Annotated in this window: 11 protein-coding genes and 3 pseudogenes; 5 read left to right on the forward strand and 9 right to left on the reverse strand. The window is 44.9% G+C overall.

Features of this window, described 5'->3' with window-relative positions; genetic code table 11:
• The first annotated feature begins 85 nt into the window (after nt 1-85).
• Nucleotides 86-1,200: pseudogene (locus RAM70_RS04925) on the forward strand (ISAs1 family transposase).
• Nucleotides 1,201-3,110: 1,910 nt separating this feature from the next.
• Here the strand turns inward: RAM70_RS04925 and RAM70_RS04930 are convergent.
• The 6 genes and pseudogenes from RAM70_RS04930 to RAM70_RS04955 form a co-directional block, all read right to left on the reverse strand.
• A complete protein-coding gene (locus RAM70_RS04930; RefSeq protein ID WP_312672547.1) occupies nt 3,111-3,827 on the reverse strand; it encodes a polysaccharide deacetylase family protein in 717 nt (238 codons plus the stop codon).
• 63 nt (nt 3,828-3,890) lie between these two features.
• On the reverse strand, nt 3,891-4,229 hold the full coding sequence (locus RAM70_RS04935) for a hypothetical protein (protein ID WP_312672549.1): 339 nt from the start codon (nt 4,227-4,229) through the stop codon (nt 3,891-3,893).
• Nucleotides 4,230-4,322: 93 nt separating this feature from the next.
• Nucleotides 4,323-4,868 carry a hypothetical protein gene (locus RAM70_RS04940; RefSeq protein ID WP_312672551.1) on the reverse strand — a complete coding sequence of 182 codons (546 nt, stop codon included), beginning with the start codon at nt 4,866-4,868 and terminating at the stop codon, nt 4,323-4,325.
• 26 nt (nt 4,869-4,894) lie between these two features.
• Nucleotides 4,895-6,161: pseudogene (locus RAM70_RS04945) on the reverse strand (IS701 family transposase).
• A 48-nt stretch (nt 6,162-6,209) separates the two neighbouring features.
• Nucleotides 6,210-6,371 (reverse strand): hypothetical protein, encoded by a 162-nt coding sequence (locus tag RAM70_RS04950; RefSeq protein WP_312672553.1) that lies wholly within the window; start codon nt 6,369-6,371, stop codon nt 6,210-6,212.
• A 39-nt stretch (nt 6,372-6,410) separates the two neighbouring features.
• Nucleotides 6,411-7,136, reverse strand: coding sequence for a lysophospholipid acyltransferase family protein (locus RAM70_RS04955; protein WP_312672555.1), 726 nt, complete (start codon nt 7,134-7,136; stop codon nt 6,411-6,413).
• A 197-nt stretch (nt 7,137-7,333) separates the two neighbouring features.
• Here RAM70_RS04955 and RAM70_RS04960 point away from each other — a divergent pair, with 197 nt between their 5' ends.
• The gene (locus RAM70_RS04960) at nt 7,334-7,753 is read left to right on the forward strand and encodes a hypothetical protein (protein ID WP_312672557.1); all 420 of its coding nucleotides are present in this window, start codon (nt 7,334-7,336) and stop codon (nt 7,751-7,753) included.
• A 108-nt stretch (nt 7,754-7,861) separates the two neighbouring features.
• Here RAM70_RS04960 and tnpA read toward each other — a convergent pair.
• Nucleotides 7,862-8,292 (reverse strand): annotated as a pseudogene (gene tnpA / locus RAM70_RS04965) (IS200/IS605 family transposase).
• A gap of 50 nt (nt 8,293-8,342) precedes the next feature.
• Here tnpA and RAM70_RS04970 point away from each other — a divergent pair.
• On the forward strand, nt 8,343-9,566 hold the full coding sequence (locus RAM70_RS04970; protein ID WP_312672559.1) for an RNA-guided endonuclease InsQ/TnpB family protein: 1,224 nt from the start codon (nt 8,343-8,345) through the stop codon (nt 9,564-9,566).
• The gene (locus RAM70_RS04975) at nt 9,563-10,372 is read left to right on the forward strand and encodes a hypothetical protein (protein WP_190381901.1); all 810 of its coding nucleotides are present in this window, start codon (nt 9,563-9,565) and stop codon (nt 10,370-10,372) included. Before RAM70_RS04970 ends, RAM70_RS04975 begins: the two co-directional genes overlap by 4 nt.
• Nucleotides 10,373-10,571: 199 nt before the next feature.
• Here the strand turns inward: RAM70_RS04975 and RAM70_RS04980 are convergent, their stop codons facing one another.
• Nucleotides 10,572-14,813, reverse strand: a complete 4,242-nt coding sequence (locus RAM70_RS04980) for a S8 family serine peptidase (protein WP_312672561.1) — start codon at nt 14,811-14,813, stop codon at nt 10,572-10,574.
• A gap of 1,241 nt (nt 14,814-16,054) precedes the next feature.
• Entirely contained in the window at nt 16,055-17,131 is a 1,077-nt protein-coding gene (locus RAM70_RS04985) for an AI-2E family transporter (RefSeq protein WP_045361639.1), read from the reverse strand.
• A gap of 277 nt (nt 17,132-17,408) precedes the next feature.
• Between RAM70_RS04985 and RAM70_RS04990 the strand changes: the two genes are divergently transcribed.
• Complete coding sequence (locus RAM70_RS04990) at nt 17,409-18,179, forward strand: ABC transporter ATP-binding protein (RefSeq protein ID WP_287998855.1); 771 nt, start codon at nt 17,409-17,411, stop codon at nt 18,177-18,179.
• The last annotated feature ends 171 nt before the right edge of the window (nt 18,180-18,350 follow it).

An 18,350-nucleotide genomic window follows, 5' to 3' on the forward strand; every position in this document is an offset into this window, starting at 1 on the left:
CTGTTTCATTCTCCCATCAGAATATCAAAAGTAAAAGCGATCACTGTCTTTCTAAAATGAGAAGTGACCGGCAACTTTTAAATATATGTTGAGCTTAATAGAAAAACTGAAACAAGTCAAGGACTTTCGGAAAGATAAAGGAAAAAGACACCCTTTATGGATAGTATTAGTAGTAATAATACTGGGAACAATGCTAGGATACTTAAGTTATAGAGAGCTAGGAGAGTTCGCTAAAAATAACTTGCCCTGAGCCAAGTCGAAGGGTCGGCACAGGCTCAGTCAAGAATTTAACATAATTCCAGAAAGAGTCCCATCCTATTCAACAATTAGAAGGGTAATCATGGGAATGGAATGGCAGAGTCTGTTAAAAGTGTTCAATGAATGGGCATTAGAAGAATATGGACAAAGAGGTGATATAAATTGGCTAGATATAGATGGAAAAAGTCTCAAAAACACCCGAAATAATCCTAACAATGAACAACAAAATTTTATCATGTTTATCTCATTGTTTAGTCAAGAAAGTGGATTAGTATTACACTTAAAAAGAATCGAAAACAAAAAAGGGTCTGAAATCGAGGAAGGTCAAGCTATAATTGAGCATTGCTCTCTCCAAAATAAAGTGTTTACTGGCGATGCTTGACCCTGTCAGAAGAAAACAATCAGCTTAATAATCAAGAGTAAAAATGATGATGTTATCACCGTTAAAGGAAATCAGAAAAATCTTCATCAGCGAATTCAAGACCTGAGTAGTTCCTCAAAGCCAGAAAGTTGTTTTCTTGAACAAGATAATAGTCATGGTCGAAAAATATCAAGAAAAATAGAAGTTTTTAAAGTGAGGAAAAATGAAAGACAAGGGTTTGAAAATCTGCACAGAATTTTAAATTAGAAAGAAGGGGTAGTCGCGGAGATAAAACTTATGAAGAAACAGCTTACTATATCAGTAGCCTAACCGCATCCGCCCAAGTATTGGCTGAAATTATTCGAGGACATTGGAAAATAGAAAATCAGTTACATTGGGTAAAAGATGTAATTTTTGAGGAAGATAAAAGCCAGATCAGTGATTTTCAAGCGGCAAGCAATTGGTCAATTCTCACAACCATGGGATTGAATCTTTTCAGAAGTTTAGGTTTTCTCTCAATAACGGAGAGACAGAGGTGGTTAGCTGAACGTTGGGAAAAACTGATAGTTTTATCGACGTAAGAAGCAGAAAAATTAGCTAAATTAACAGGATGTACTCTCAGACAATTTCAAGAGAGATAGGCTTTTAGTGCCTTGGGAACAAGCTTTATCAATCTATTCATAATAAATATTGGTAGAATATTAAAGATTAATTATTGTGACTAACTCTTTTGGTTAGATAAAGATAAACTTGAGAATCTTTAGTCAAATTTATTGACTCAAAATCAGCTGTACTTAATTTAAATGAAACAGCCCTACTTAATAAGGGGGGCAGGGGGGGTGGGGGAGGTTCGGCTAATTTAAGAATAAGCTGTTTAAATGCGTCTTAGCTTAATCAGCTGCTTCTATATTTTCGTCTCTCAAATATCAACTTATGGCAAGGCAATTTTTCAAGTCCTCCCGGAAAGATTTAGTCTGACTTGAAAGAGGGTGTGGGGTGTGGGCTTCGGCCGTGAGCTCAGCGTTCGACCGAGCGTTCGACAAAAGCTCACGCGGCTCGACTGAGCTCGCCGAACGTCCGAAGTCTCACGCCGAGGTCCGAACGGGTGTGGGGTGTAGGGAAGGAAACCTCTTTCATCTCTGGTGGTGAAAATTTTTTCATCGGGACTGACTTGTTAAAAAATACAGGATTGTTCAGGGTAAACAAGTCCATCGAGATTGATGAAAATCTCTTGGCAACCGTCATCGCTAAATATTGTCAGATTACCATCATCTTTTCTTATTCTTAAAATGTTACCTAAGTACCTAAGCAAAATTAATTCCACATATCTAACTACCTCTTGCCTCTTGCCTCTTGCCTTCTGCTTATCCTAACCAAGAAATTAATTTTGCACGACTACTTAATATCTAACTACCTCTTGCCTCTTGCCTCTTGCCTTCTGCTTATCCTAACCAAGAAATTAATTTTGCACGACTACTTAATATCTAACTACCTCTTGCCTCTTGCCTCTTGCCTTCTGCCTATCCTAACCAAGAAATTAATTTTGCACGACTACTTAATATCTAACTACCTCTTGCCTCTTGCCTCTTGCCTTCTGCCTATCCTAACCAAGAAATTAATTTTGCACGACTACTTAATATCTAACTACCTCTTGCCTCTTGCCTCTTGCCTTCTGCCTATCCTAACCAAGAAATTAATTTTGCACGACTACTTAATATCTAACTACCTCTTGCCTCTTGCCTCTTGCCTTCTGCCTATCCTAACCAAGAAATTAATTTTGCACGACTACTTAATATCTAACTACCTCTTGCCTCTTGCCTCTTGCCTTCTGCCTATCCTAACCAAGAAATTAATTTTGCACGACTACTTAATATCTAACTACCTCTTGCCTCTTGCCTCTTGCCTTCTGCCTATCCTAACCAAGAAATTAATTTTGCACGACTACTTAATATCTAACTACCTCTTGCCTCTTGCCTCTTGCCTTCTGCCTATCCTAACCAAGAAATTAATTTTGCACGACTACTTAATATCTAACTACCTCTTGCCTCTTGCCTCTTGCCTTCTGCCTATCCTAACCAAGAAATTAATTTTGCACGACTACTTAATATCTAACTACCTCTTGCCTCTTGCCTCTTGCCTTCTGCCTATCCTAACCAAGAAATTAATTTTGCACGACTACTTAATATCTAACTACCTCTTGCCTCTTGCCTCTTGCCTTCTGCCTATCCTAACCAAGAAATTAATTTTGCACGACTACTTAATATCTAACTACCTCTTGCCTCTTGCCTCTTGCCTTCTGCCTATCCTAACCAAGAAATTAATTTTGCACGACTACTTAATATCTAACTACCTCTTGCCTCTTGCCTCTTGCCTTCTGCCTATCCTAACCAAGAAATTAATTTTGCACGACTACTTAATATCTAACTACCTCTTGCCTCTTGCCTCTTGCCTTCTGCCTATCCTAACCAAGAAATTAATTTTGCACGACTACTTAATAACGTTTGTGATCAACTAATTGGCTGAGAGTCACCACCTGATAACCTCGATCGTGTAATTTCGCTAATAAATTCTTCAGCACGATCGCCGTATTCTCATCTCTTTCGGGGGAACCACCGTGAAGCACTAAAATCGCCCCAGGAAAAATAAATTGCGAGATATACCAAGTGGTAAATTGAGGATGATTCGTTCCTTTTCTGGTATCTAAAGGGATCATGGAAGCGAGAGCAAATCGGGACTCGTAGCCCGGGAATTTCCGCAAAAACGAGCGCATAGATTGATTATAGAAGGCTTGACCGGGACGATACCAGCGCGGTGCTTGACCGGCAAGACGACTTAAAATATCGTTAGCTTCCCGAAACTGACTGGCAAAAGCACCGGCAGCCAGTTGACTGGTGCGGAGATCTTGGGTGCCGTGATTAGCGATTTCGTGACCTTGGGCGATTAGGCACTCAATCAAGGTGGAGTTGGGTTGCAGGTGTCCTGTGATCAGAAAAAAAGTCGCCTTGACGGGGGTTGCTGGGCTGGCTTTTTCTCGATTATGAGCGGCGATCGCTGCTAGAATGCGATCAGTGGATTTTCCTTCCGGATCGTTGGGGGTGGGTGCATCATCGATGGTAAGGGCGATAATTTTCTCTTCTGTCGGTTGATAGAAAATTGCCCCGGTCAAAAGTCGAGCGACGATCGAGATAATTAATTTGGCAATGCTCATTCGCGGGATTAAGGGATGAGAAGATAAGCAAAGATTAGCAATTACAGGCCAGTGACTGAAAGATTATTTCTGTAGGAGATATTTCTGCATTTTGTTGAGTTTCTGCCAATAGATAATCATTAAAACCACATAGGCCACAAAACTGAGGATATCAACTACGGGTAAAAATAGGGTAGTGGCCACGATCGCCCAAGCTAATCCCAGACGCTGATTACAACTACCAAACCGGTGAGCATTTTCTCCTAAAGCCGAGCGATAGGATGCTGGTAGCTTGAAAGCTGAGATAATCCAGATAAAAACCCTGTGAACAATCGGGATGATCATCAACCACATCCATACTGGTGGAAACCGGCGATGTTCGGGGGGGAGAATTACCAGAGCGTTATAGTGAAACCAAGCCACCAAGACATTCAGCAAAATAATGATCGCGATGACGCTGATAACGGCGATCGTGGGTAAAGTTCCTAGTTGTCATATCATATTTAGTTCCTAATGTCAAGGGTTTATCATCGATTCTAAAGATTTTTTTAAGGTGCTAGTTAATTCTCGCACCGCTTGTTTTTTGGCTGCCCCGTCCCGTTGATAGGTGCTGTGCCAGCGCGCCGTCACATCGAGGGGTTCTGCTACGGTAATTATCGCCTTTTGTGGTGCAATTGTCGGCCAAGCTTGGCCTTTGCCCGTAATTTCGTGAATCAGGGCATTGATCATCAATAAAGTCTCTGCAAACCTTCTAGCGGTGGGTTTATTTTGTAAATAATGGCCGGTGACGACGACAAAATTCTCCACCCATCTCATGTGCCAGAGATGCTGATGCGCTTCCGCCGCCACCAGAGCCGCCAAACCTCTTTCCACGTCCGAGAGAGTTTGGATGTCCACGTCCCGACGATAGAGCCAATCCCAGACCGTATCCTCAATATCGTGGGCGCGTTCGATCAAATTACGATCGCCATGCGGCGGCATTTGCAGATATCCCTCCAACATTTTTAGTACTGCATCCATCAATCCCTGTAAACGCAGGGTTAATCCCTCGGTCGGACTCAAATTGGCTAATGGGACTTAAACAAATTTCAAGCCCAAACAAAGCCTAAACTGGCTTTGTAAGCGGCAAACACATCCCGATTCTCGGTCAGCCACTCAAAGAAACGGAAAGACATCGCTGTCCGAAAAGCTTCCAAGGCTTCCACAAAAGTGTTTAAAGGTCGATTCGCCCACCGCCTTTGCAATCCCCCAGTTAACTTATGCCACAAGATAAATGTATAGGCACAAAACACCAAGATAAAATGACGAAGTAAGCTTCGTTTATCCCTGACTTGGTATTCTCTTAACCCTAACCATCCTTTGGCTTCTCGGTAGAATACTTCCACCCAATTTCTTTCGGTGTAAGTCCTCACTATCCACGACGCTGTTACTGTATCTGCCTCAACTACATTGGTCATGAAATAGTCCACCTCTGTAGCTTTTTCAATTGAACTTGCCTTGATGACGATAGCAAAGTTCCTTTCTCCTTCTCGGCTAGATATTTTCGCACTGAATACTGCTACCCAAACCGTTTTTTCTCGCTCTAGCTGAATAGTTATTTTCTCAAAATCCCCTTCTGATAAGCTTTTTGCTAGTTGCTCAAGCTGGATTGTTTCTTCCACACCCCCTTCTTTTTCAATAATTACTTTTCGATTTTTGGCTACTCCTCCTAAGTATTTTAGCTTTCTTTCTTCCAGGGCTTTTAGAAAACTCGTGTTATTGCCATAACCAGCATCTATTAACCCGATTTTCGGTCGATAGCCTCTGGTTAAGCTCCGGTCAATTAAATCTATCGCTATCTCTGGTTTCTTCTTAAATTCTTTGTCTTCTTTCCCCTCGGCTAAGGAACTAGCCGGTTGATAAATTTCAATGTCTAGGGGGACACTTTTTTTGCCGTCGTAGAGATGAGTAGTGACGGCGACTATTCCGTTGTCTGTCTTGCCAATTTCTCCCGAGTACTGCCTCCCAACTCCGGCGGTCAGATTGCCACTTTTTCGATGTCCTGAGTCATCGACAATCAGCGTAAATCCTCGGGGGATTTGCGTCTGGCGGCATTGGTTCATCACTTGCAACCGACATTCATTCACCTGACGGTCTGACCAGGGAGATTCGGTCAAAAAGTGATGTAATCGGTTATAAACTACTCCGACGGCATTATTGGCCATTTGAGTGAGGTTTTTCCTCTCACTTTCCCCTAATAATCCTCCTAAATATTGTCTGAAGCCGTTTTTTTGCGCTTCGTTTTTGAAGCAATTGTCAAACCGTCCACACCATCGGTCAAAGCAGGGAGGCATCGCTAGGGGTTGTCTCTTTCATCGCCGATTTCTCAACGTTAAGTGCTTATTCTGTAACGATTATACTCGATTAAACCTTTGTTGAGCGTTTAAGTCCCACTAACTTTGCCGCTTGTTCCTCTAACTGAATGGCGGTATGGAAACGCCGATAAAAACTTTCCATTTGTTCTAATAAATATTCAGCAATACGCAATAGTTTCGGGTAGAGTAGGGCCTCTTCCTCTGGGGTCAATTGCTGCGTTGGATTCCATTCCCTCGATGAGAGAGATTGTTATAATTGCCGATTGGCCCCATCCCCCAGAGAAAAACCACATTCGCGCTCGATCGCCCGACAGAGTTGCCAAATCTTCGGCCAGGGATTTTCTAAATACTGATACCTCACACCGATGGGGACAATAGACACCTGCTGATTCTCCCCCGCTGCCACCAGCTCTTCGACACACCAAAAACTGGTTTGAGCGCAGCCCAATTCTAAACGACTGACCAGTTCGCCGTGACCGTTGGTATAGCCTTCCGGCGCAATGGCCAAGGGAAATTGGCCGCGAACGTAGAGATGGCGCAGGGTACGCAAACAGCCGAAATCGGGACGACCGCGGCTCACGGGAACGCCACCGATCGCCGGTAAGAGCCAATTAGCCACTGGACCTGCCCAGAGGGGAATCCCTCGATCGTAGAGAAAATAGCCAAAAACTGGCTTATTTAAACTTATTACCTCATTTGCCGCCATTTTAGGCAGGTTGGTATGAAGATAATGGATCAAGGAGGGGGGATCGTTAGTACTGGAATGACGATAGGCAAGCAGAAACCGCAACTGTCCAGCCTGGAAACGGCGGTAACAATCGACGAGAATTTCGCTATTTTCCCCTTCCACCCGCTCAATCTGACATTGCGATCGCAAATAGAAGGGCAACAGCCGATAAATTGCCGCCAAGACCAAGGGGTTAAAATGGGGGGCGAGAAATTTTAGCGGTGATTGAACCCGGATAGGTTTTGTCATCGGAGAATGAGTTTATTATGGATAGGACAGAATCAAGGATTTTGAGCGGAGCCGGAGAAAATTATCGGTTCACTTCAGTATGATATTTGATTTTTTTCCATCTTCAATGATCCTAAGTATCGGCGGACAAACTAGCCGCCAGTAAACCTCGATCGCCCGCTCTGACCTTCTCATAATTAACTGATCTAACTTTAACAATGCCCGTGAAACAACTCATTCAAGCCTTGGCTCTTTTGGGATTACTAGGAATCGCCGGATTGCTGCTTTTATTTCTTGCCCCTTCCTGGCCGACTCTTTTCGGTGTGCTGGTTCTCGATCCCCGGGCTTTCGTCACCATTAAATCCCTGCGCTTTGGTTTGGAAGAAGCGATTATCGTTGTTTTTATCGCTAGTGTTTCCGAGGCGATAGGACAAAGTTTTGTCTTATTTATTAACCGGATTCCCCCCAGCCGCTTTATTTTTAGTTTATTAATTACTTCTATTCTCTACGCTTTTAATTTTGGCATTTGGGCCGCTGGACTTTGGCTAGTCACTATCCTCTTATTTCGGGGTGATACCCGCCTATTTGAGGTGGCCAGTACCCTAGGATTTAGTTACGCACCCTTTATCTTCGGATGAGCGATTGCTCTTCCCTACGCTGGTCGGGCGATCTATCTCAATGGAGCGATTCATCTCCCGTTAACCGCTACGCAGTTTAACGGGAGATGAATCGCCACCAGAATAAAACTAACGCGGTAGCGTTTCCACTTTTGGGGAGTTTTGGTTCTCGACGTATTTTTTTAGTTGTTCGACAGTAACGCCGCCACAACTGGCCACGAAATAACCTCCCGTCCAAAAATAGGGTTTGTTGTAGAAATACTTTGCCGCTAAGTACGGAAATTCCTTTCTAATTAAGCGACTACTAACTGTTTTAAGATTGGCAATTAACTTGGATAAAGCGATGTCAGGCTTGTAATCGATAATCAGGTGAACGTGATCCGATTCACCGTTGAAATCAAGTAATGTGCTGTCCCATTTTGTGACGTTGATACAAAGATTTCTTTAAGTCGGGCTAAGATTTCATTGTTAATAACTTTTCGTCGGTATTTGATGACAAATACAACATGAGCAGTAAGTTTGTAAACAGAGCGAAATCCATGATTGTAATCGGTTGACATATTAGGCAGTAAGTGTTAGAATTTAATTTTACATCACGAAACAAACGACAGTGATAACGCTTACCTACCAGTACAAACTAAAGGTAAACAGGCAACAGGAACGGGAGATCGTCCACATTCTTGATGTTTGTAAGAGCGTTTATAATTACGCGCTCTCGGAGCGAAAAGACTGGCTAAACTCTCGAAAGTGTCTGGCGGATCACTGTTCGCTAGTTTCCGAGTACATAATTCCTGCGGATCAACCCTATCCAAATTACTTCGTTCAAGCTAAAAATCTAACGGAAGCTAAAAAAGTTTCCCCGATATTAAAGACGGTTAACGCTCAAGTTTTACAGCAAGTCTTAAAAACTTTAGATAAGGCGTTTAACCAGATGAAATCGAAAGGCTTCGGCTTTCCTAGATTTAAGAAAAAGATGCGGAGTTTGGTTTTTCCTGCGCTGTCAAAAAACTTTCTAGGGGATGGATGCTTGAATTTTCCACAATTAGGAAAAATTAGAATCAGGCAATCTAGAGAATACCCGTCCGGATTCGAGCCTAAACAAGCTCGAATTATCCAAAAAGCGTCGGGATTTTACGTTTCGGTTTCCTTCCAATCTCCGGAATTAGTTCCCGATATGACAGTTGGGAAGACCTGTTTAGGAATTGACGCGGGAATTGAAAGTTTTGTCGCTACTTCACGAGGAGATTTAATCAAAGCCCCTCGATTTTTGTTGAAAGTACAGAGTAAGCTTAAATTGCTACAAAGACGCTTGAAACATCAAGTCAAAGGCTCGAACAATTGGTTAAAACTTCAGGAGAAGATAGCAAGATTACCTGAAAAAGTGTCTAATACTCGTAGAGATTGGCACTTTAAATTAAGTCATTACCTTTGCGATTTTGCTGATAATATCTTCGTTGAGGATATTAACTTCGTTTCGTGGTCTAGGGGTATCGTCAGAAAACAATCTCTAGATTCGGGTATCGGTAGTTTTATTAACGAGATACTACCGTTTGTCGCTTGGAAACGGGGAAAATATTATCTTAAAGTCGATAAAAACGGAACTTCCCAGGAGTGTCCGAATTGTGGCGCGATTACCGGCAAAAAGTCGTTATCGGAAAGAGTTCACCGGTGTGATTCTTGCGGTCACATTGAACCGAGAGATACAGCATCAGCAAAAGTAATCAAGAATCGAGGAAAAAATGCGGTCGGACTGACCGTATTAGAAAACCCTTGCGGAGGCGGTCTGGCGGGGGTCGTTCAGTTAAATCTGTTCGATCTAGTCAAGAGCCTATGAATCAAGAATCCCTTGCTACACCGCGCGAGCGGTTAGCGGGGGAGTGTCAACTCGACGGCATCTGTCAGGAGTCCACTCGCTTGAAACCCTACGCCCAAAATTTTCTGGCCGAACTATACGGGGTTTTACCGACGCAAGTGCGGATCGTCGGCAATATTATGCCCTATTCCACCACTAATCGCGCCTTAACCGATTCCGAGCGCCCTCTAGCCGGTTTCTGGCAATGGGTGGAAACAAACGGTCAGAAAGGGCATAACGGTGTAATGGCTTTAATCAATCTGCGGAATTTATTTAAGATCGTGGTTTCGGCCGATGATCGCTACGGACCAATTTTTAATCAGGGTTCGGCGGGAGTGATTCTTGAGGCATTACTACACAATGATTATCCCTTGGCCAGTAAGATACCAATTACTTTTATCGGTTATAGTGGCGGCGCTCAGGTTTCCTTGGGTGCAATTATCTATCTCAAAAAATTCTTGAAAGTACCGATCGAAATGATTTCTCTAGGGGGTGTTTTTAGCGGCAATGTCGGTTTTTTGCAGTTGGATCGGTTCTATCATTTAGTCGGTGAACGGGATACGGTAGAACCGATCGGCTGGACGATTTTTCCCGAACGCTGGCCGATCGCTTGGTTGTCCTACTGGAATCAAGCCCGTCGTCTCGGCATTATCAAGATTATCTTCCTGGGGCCGACCCATCATAACGGGGTTATGGGTTATATGGACGGTGAAAGAACCCTGGCCGATGGTCGCACCTGTCGCCAGCAAACCGTGGACACTGTGGCTAAATTAATCTCTTTTCCTTAGCTGCTCTCAAAGTTCCCCGGAAAGATTTAGACTGACTGATCATGACTATTTGCCACTGGTTCGGGGCTATCCTCGCCAATCCAGGCCCAATACTTCTCGATTAAGCCCAAAAGAGTTTAATCTCATAGATTCTGAAAGACCGCCAGTCGCAGTAGGAGACTCTTCTCCTACTGCCTGCAAACTTAAATGATCTCTCAATCTAGATCACTACCACTGGTGTAGCGACAGCAATGTTGTAACCACTCAGTTGAATGATCGCATCACTAGCGGCTTGGAAACCAGCCACTCCATTGTTGAGAGCGATAAAAGTACCACTTTGACCTGTCACTTTAAAGGCCGCCGCAGTGTTAGCAGCAAAGGCCGCATTAGTCAAGACCAACTGAATCGCCGCTTCGGTTAAAGAAGTAGCTGTCCCTTTCGATGCGGTCAAATTGATTGCCGCAATAGATCCAGGGGCATTAATGCGATCAAGACTAGCACCTGTGCCACTGTAGCCTTGAATAACATCAAAGCCACTCAGCAGCGACTCACCGAGGGAATTGTAGTTCAAAGTATCCAATCCAGTGCCTCCTGTCAGGCTATCTTTGCCAAGACCGCCTCTCAGGTTATCATTATTGGCCCCACCATCGAGGGTATCATCACCTTCTAAACCGCTGATGGTGTCTTTACCTCCCACTCCAGCTAGGGCATCGGCAAAGCTTGTCCCGACCAAGTTGTTATTGGCTGAGTTACCATCATTGTCAAGAATGGTGGCCGTAGCCGTGCTCGGTCCACTGATAGTGTAGCCGACGGGGGCGGTAATTGTGGTGATGATGGTTTCGCTGGGATCACTCAAGAGGTCATCTATGGTGGGCAGAGTGATGGTAGCATTGGATGAACCTGCCGCAAAGGTGACGCTGCTAGGAGTAGTGCCTGTGTAGTCAACACCTGGAGTCGCTGTCCCCGCTAGGGTGTAGTTAACGGTTAAGGCACTGGAGAGGTCGCCGGTGCGGGTGAGGGTAAAGACACTGCTCACTGAACCAGCTTCCTTCCCATCGGTGGTTTTGGCGAGCGAGATTGATTTTGTCGCCGCGCCCCCATCATCATAGATTTTGACATCATCAACGTTCCAGGAACTTACTGTATATACACCAGTGCTACCAACATTGAACCCGAAACGAATTTGAGTTGAGGCACTCTTGTAGGCACTAATATCAAATTGTTGAGGTGTCCAAGCGTTATCTTGCACTCCTGGAGAACCTCCTGAACTCCAGAGATTGACCCAGCTAGAACCGTTGAAGATATCCACTGTGTTCTGCATATAGGGAGTGTAGTCACTATTGAGCCAACGGGCATATTCAAAGAACAACTGATTGGCCGTACTGGTGTTGATGATCGGACTGGTTAGATAATAGAAGTCGTGCAAGGCTGTAGAGGCATTTCCACCAATAACAACCCCAGCTACACCATTATCGGCTGTGGGAGTATTGTCCGTTCCGGGATCAGGGTTGCCATATACCTGACCCGTAGAAGTTGTGGCAGCACCGATTTGCCATTCTGTCCCCAGAGTCCAACCCTTCGTGTTATTGGCAAAATCATCCGAGAAGTAGGTGGTAAACTCGTTGTCAAGAATGGTGGCCGTAGCCGTGTCAGGTCCACTGATAGTGTAGCCGGCGGGGGCGGTAATTTTGGTGATGATGGTTTCACTGGGATCTACCACACTATCGTCGATGGTGGGCAGAGTGATGGTAGCAGTGGGGGAAAATGCCGCAAAGGTGGCTTGGCCTAAACTGGGGTCATTGTAGTCGCTGCCGAGGGTAGCAGTACCCGCTAGGGTGTAGTTAACGGTTAAGGCACTGGAGAGGTCGCCGGTGCGGGTGAGGGTAAAGACACTGCTCACTGAACCTGCTTCCTTACCGTCGGTGGTTTTGGCGATTGAGATTGATTTTGTCGCCGCGCCCCCATCACCATAGATTTTGACATCATCAACGTTCCAGGAACTTACTGTAAATACACCAGTGCTACCAACATTGAACCCGAAACGAATTTGAGTTGAGGCACTCTTGTGGGCGCTAATATCAAATTGTTGAGGGGTCCAAGCGTTTTCTTGGACTCCTGGAGAAGCTCCTGAACTCCAGAGATTGACCCAGCTAGAACCGTTGAAGATATCCACTGTGTTCTGCATATAGGGAGTGTAGTCACTATTGAGCCAACGGGCATATTCAAGGAACAACTGATTGGCCGTACTGGTGTTGATGATCGGACTGGTTAGATAATAGAAGTCGTGCAAGGCTGTAGAGGCATTTCCACCAATAACAACCCCAGCTACACCATTATCGGCTGTGGGAGTATTGTCCGTTCCGGGATCAGGGTTGCCATAACTTTGACCCGTAGAAGTTGTGGCAGCACCGATTTGCCATTCTGTCCCCAGAGTCCAACCCTTCGTGTTATTGGCAAAATCATCCGAGAAGTAGGTGCTAAATCCTTCCTCAGAAATAATAGTTCCCGTTGCTGTATTAGGAGAACCGCCAATGTAGCCGGTCCCAGAATTGACGGTTAAAATAACTGATTCGCTGTTTTCCTGTACGGTGTCAGCAATGGGATCAACCTCGACCGTTGCCGTTGTCGCACCGGCGGCAAAAGTGACGGTTCCCAATTTCGTCGTCGGGTCGAAGGTGACACCACTACCTGTTAATACGTTGTAATCGGCTGGGTCGCTTCCCACCGGGGCGGCGTTGGCTATGCCACTCGCCCCGAAGTTAACGGTCAGGGGAGAACTCAGGTTTAAGTTGGTGCGAGTAAAGGTATAAACCAAGTTAGTCGCACCGTCTTCCTGCACACTGCTGGGACTGACACTGACGGTTACGGACGGTAATTCAGTCGCAGTAAGCGCATTATTGATATTGAGCCGCTTACCAGAAACCGTTTTACCGGCAAGGGATGCCAGGGGGTCGCCCGTGTTCATTAAGGTGTTTTTCACCTGTTGGGCTGTCCAGGTAGGATTTTGTGACCACAACAAAGCCGCCGCCCCTGCCACATGGGGACTGGCCATGGATGTCCCTGAATAGGTGGCATAGGTATTGCCTGGAGTGGTGCTGTAAATCTCTGAACCAGGTGCGCCTAAATCTACGCTGGTTAAGCCATAGTTGGAAAACGAAGAGAGAGCATCGGTGCGGGTGGTGGAAGCAACGGAAATAATATTAGCTAGGTTGTAGCTGGCAGGATAGGAGGGGCTTGTGTCAGTGTTTTTTGCATCATTACCAGCCGCCGCAATAAATAAAGCCCCCGCCTGACCCGCTGCGTTAATCGCATCGTAGAGCGCTTGACTATAACCGCCTCCTCCCCAGGAGTTATTGGTGAGCTTAACTCCTTTGGCCGTCGCATAGTTAATTGCCTTAATGGCATTGGAGGTAGAGCCTGACCCCGTATCATCAAGGAACTTCAGTGGCATGATTTTGGCATTCCAAGCCACCCCCGTCACGCCTACCCCATTATTTCCTTTGCCAGCAATGGTTCCCGAAACATGGGTTCCGTGACCATCAACATCACTGGGGTTATTGTCGTTATAGGCAAAGTCCCAACCGCGAATGTCATCAATGTAGCCATTGCCATCGTTGTCAATGCCGTCGTTGGCAATCTCCCCTGGGTTTGTCCAGATATTGCCAACTAGGTCTTGGTGATTGTAGTCAACCCCCGTATCAATAACCCCAATCACTAAATTAGGATCGCCGGTTTGAATATCCCAGGCTTCCGGGGCATCAATATCCGCGTCGGCAGTACCGCCACTTTGTCCGGTGTTATGCAGTCCCCAAAGTTGATTAAAACTGGGGTCATTGGGGAATGTCGCCTGGGCACTAATTGTGCCTTTTGTCACAATATAGTCGGGTTCAACGTATTCAAAAATCGGATTGGAGCGATATTGTGCCAGAATCTTCTCCACAGAGAGCGACCCGGATAACTTCCAAATCTCTGCCCCCGTTAGTTTAATCTTCTGGGTTTTAACAGCACCAAAGAGGGACTGAAACTGAGCAACTTGGGCGGCGGCGATCCCTTGCTTGAACTTGAGAATCACTTGATTGGGAGCATAAGGGGCAAGGGTGCTAGTTGCTGCCGGTTTTAGCTCTGAGGTGACGGGGGCAGCGGTGGGTACAGAGGCAGGACCGGACCCTGGACTGGAGGTGACGGGGGCAGCGGTGGGTACAGAGGCAGGACGCGACCCTGGACTGGTGGAATAACCAGAAGAGTTAATACTAAGAGGATCGGGAAACACCACTTGGCCCGTAGCAGCAGGGGAGACTGGAACCGTGGCAGCCTCAGAGGATACTGTAGATGGGGAGGGGTTAGAGTTCAGGACTCCTAAGGGAGGAGTTTCCCTCGATACACTTAAATCGTCGGAACCTGTTAAATCAAAGGTGATTGGGGAGGCTCCATCAAAACTCAAAGAATCTTCTAGAGATGACATATCTGTACTAAATAAATTGGAACTTACTTATGTTGTCTTCATCAGCAGGCACACCCCATTTTCCGAAAATTAATCGGTTAATTACTTGGGGGTGTTGGATTTTTTCTGTTTATGGTTAGGGAAAAGGACAAGCCCAACTTTTCTGCCCTGGGGCTAAATCTCTCATCTATTTATGATTATAAATAGACAAGTTTAACAAAAAAATAAATTTTTTCTTAAATTTATCCAATAGCCTGATGAGTCACAGCAATAAGAAAAGCATTATTGAGAATGAAAAAACGTGAAAGTATTAAGCTGCCTGTGCATTTAAATTACTCCTTGAGGCGCAGTTAAAATTCGTTGCGTAAATGCGTCCTAGCTTACTAGGTCAGGGTTTCTCAATCAACAGAGTAAATACTAAGACTATTTTCCAAAAACTGTAGCCCAATTATAGAAAAGATAATTAAGTGGATAAATCGCCTCTTATTGTTTCTGTGTGTAAGGGAGAAGAATAGAAATAATTTTCTAAAATATAGTCTTTAAAACCTTGCATAGCAAGACTTGTATAAATAATAAGCACTAATAAATATACCAGGTTTATCAGAGACAATAAATGGGTAATATTTGGAGATAAAAAGTAGTTTTTTGTTCAATAACTGGTAAAATTTTTTATAGTTTTTTAACTGATTTGCGATTTATATTTTTTAAATATAAATCAGTAATTTTATTTATTTTTCTATTAATTGCCAGCCAAATATACACCTTTATCTTCTTACAATAAATCAGCCGCCACATTCAAATCAATACCTATTGCTTAAATCAAACCTTCTCCTCACTTCAGTCTGGTTTCTGCTGTTTGATTGCTTGTTGTCACCAACTGAAGAAATCTTACCTTTAGATGAGCCTACTTTTACCTCAATCTGCTTAACCGGAACCGTGGCTAAATTAATCTTTTTTCCTAAGTTCCCTGGAAAGATTAAGGTAAAAATTTATTTAGGGTTTGCGGCAAAAAGTTTGTTGGTGGGGTTAGGAGTCGGTAGCCGGTCGTCGGTCGTCAGTCGGGGAAGTCAGAATAACAGAATGACCTCGCGCACTGGGAAGCGGAACCCTTTGCAATCGCCTCCGGAAAGTGCAAGAATTTTGAGTCCCTCGGATCGATTTCTCAACGTTTGTTTCTGGCACTTTTTTAGTCAAAAAAGTGCCAAAACCGTTTTCTAGTAAGGCTTCCAGTAATATTCAGCATACCCTAGATATATCGGCCTTTAGACTGACTGATCATGGCTATTGGCCACTGGTTCGGGGCTATCCTCGCCAATCCAAGCCCTGACTAACTCGTAGCAGAGACCGAGCAGAACCGGTCCGACGAACAAACCGATAATCCCGTAGGCGATCACTCCCCCGAACACCCCTAGCAGAATCACCACCATGGGAATGGGCAGACCGCGCCCCATTAAGATCGGTTTGAGGAAATTATCCACCAAGGTGGCGGGAATCATCCAGATGGTAAATAATAGGGCGGTGGAATGGGGTAGTGTTACCCAAGCGTGAATGAGCGCCCCCAAGACAATCAAACCGGGGCCAATTTGGAGAATGCCCAAAATTAGGGTGAGGAGAGTTAATAAACCGGCCGCAGGCGTTCCCACCGTCACTAAACCGATGCCGATCAAAAGACTCTGGATAATGGCAACGCCAATAATACCGCGGCTAACATTGCGGACGGTGGAGGCGGTCAGACTGGCCAGCGCGATGCCTCGACCCGGGGCGATCTTTTCCGCTAACCGGTTCATCAGGTGAGTCAGATTTTTAGCCGAGAGGGTGAGGGCTGCCGCAATCAGAATCGAGGCGATAAATTTCAGCACCGTCAGACCGGTACTGGTGGCTAGGGAAAGGGAGATTTTCCCCAGTTCTTTTAATTGCGGCTCGAAGCGCTGAAGAAATTGACCCGTGTTATTTGATGCCTGCTGCCAGAGACTGGCAATCCTTTCGCCGACCAGCGGCCAGGTGGCCACATCGGCGGGGGGAGGGGGAATCACCGCCGCACCGGTATCGATATATTCGGCCATCGTTCGCAGATTACCCGCCAGAACCGCTGCAATGCCACTCACCGGACCGATAATAATCCCTAGACAAAGTAGGGTGAGGAGAACTGTGGCCAGTTTCGCCCGGCCAGCGAGCAGCTTTTTTAACCAGAGAAAGATCGGATACCAAGCGATCGCTAGAATTGCTCCCCAGAGGATCATGGTTAGGAAGGGACGCAGCAGGGTAAAACCGGCAAATAACAACAGGCCGAGAAAAAACAGCCGGATGACGAGATCGATAATTTTAGCGTCATTTTTCATCAATAGCGATCGCCTTTTGGCTAGATGAGGACATTTCTGCAATTATGGCAGTTTTTCGTTATGGGTAGTGATTCGCTAGTAGTGGTGAGCCGTCTTGCTTATCTGGTGGGGATTGTGTAGAATATTTCCTGATCAAAATAATTGCCCGATAAATCTCTACAACTGATTCTTTCAGGGTAAATCTCCTGAGAAATATCTTTTTTTGGTTGGTCGGTGCAATGCTTACTTGCAATCGTCTTGATCGAGTAAAATCGACTAATTTAACCTATTAACAAGGATGCAAGCAAATTTATTAGAAGTGCGGGGAGCCACCCGTCGATTTGGGGGATTAGTCGCTGTCGATGGGGTTTCCTTTCAGGTACAAAAAAAGGAGATTTTTGGCTTAATTGGACCCAACGGGGCGGGAAAAACGACTTTATTTAATCTGATCACCGGTTTAATTCCCCTATCGAGTGGTGATTTAATTTATCAAGGCTACAGTCTGGCGAATTATCGTCCTCACCAGATCGCTCAGGCAGGAATTGCCCGTACTTTCCAGAATTTGCGCTTATTTGGCGAATTATCGGCTTTAGAAAATGTAGCGATCGCTGGTCATCTTCACAATAGCTCCAATCTCTGGACAGGAATGTTGGGTTTACCAGTTTCGAGAAGGGAAGAGGAAAAAACCTACAAAAGAGCGGGGGAATTATTAGATTTAGTCGGATTAACCGACCAAAGCAATCGGAAAGCCCGTAATTTAGCATATGGTGATCAAAGACGCTTGGAAATTGCCCGCGCTTTAGCTTTGCAACCCCAGTTATTACTGCTCGATGAACCGGCAGCCGGGATGAATCCCAGCGAAAAGGGGGCATTAAGTCAGCTAATTCGACAAATTCGTGATAATTCAGAGGATTTAACTGTCCTGTTAATCGAACATCATGTGCCTTTAGTGATGGGATTATGCGATCGCATTGCCGTGTTAGATTTCGGTAAGTTAATCGCTTTGGGAGATCCGTCCACAGTCAGGGAGAATCCCGCGGTGATTGAAGCTTATTTAGGGGATGAATAAGGATTTTAGATAATTGCTATTCGGGTTAATAGGAGATAATAATGATTATCGAATTACCAGAGATAGTTAGAAAAAGAGTTAAAAGTATAGACCTCTGGTAAAAATCAAAAATTGTTGTTAGGGTTAGTAGTCAGTAGCCAGTAGTCAGTAGTCAGGATAATTAAGAATGAA

It is taken from the genome of Microcystis wesenbergii NRERC-220, from assembly GCF_032027425.1.
GTDB lineage: Bacteria > Cyanobacteriota > Cyanobacteriia > Cyanobacteriales > Microcystaceae > Microcystis > Microcystis wesenbergii_A.

Coding starts and splice junctions, on each gene's coding strand:
- RAM70_RS04930 (WP_312672547.1), bottom strand. CDS start 3,827: ATGAGCATTGCCAAATTAATTATCTCGATCGTCGCTCGACTTTTGACC.
- RAM70_RS04955 (WP_312672555.1), bottom strand. CDS start 7,136: ATGACAAAACCTATCCGGGTTCAATCACCGCTAAAATTTCTCGCCCCC.
- RAM70_RS04960 (WP_312672557.1), top strand. CDS start 7,334: ATGCCCGTGAAACAACTCATTCAAGCCTTGGCTCTTTTGGGATTACTA.
- RAM70_RS04975 (WP_190381901.1), top strand. CDS start 9,563: ATGAATCAAGAATCCCTTGCTACACCGCGCGAGCGGTTAGCGGGGGAG.
- RAM70_RS04980 (WP_312672561.1), bottom strand. CDS start 14,813: ATGTCATCTCTAGAAGATTCTTTGAGTTTTGATGGAGCCTCCCCAATC.
- RAM70_RS04985 (WP_045361639.1), bottom strand. CDS start 17,131: ATGAAAAATGACGCTAAAATTATCGATCTCGTCATCCGGCTGTTTTTT.
- RAM70_RS04990 (WP_287998855.1), top strand. CDS start 17,409: ATGCAAGCAAATTTATTAGAAGTGCGGGGAGCCACCCGTCGATTTGGG.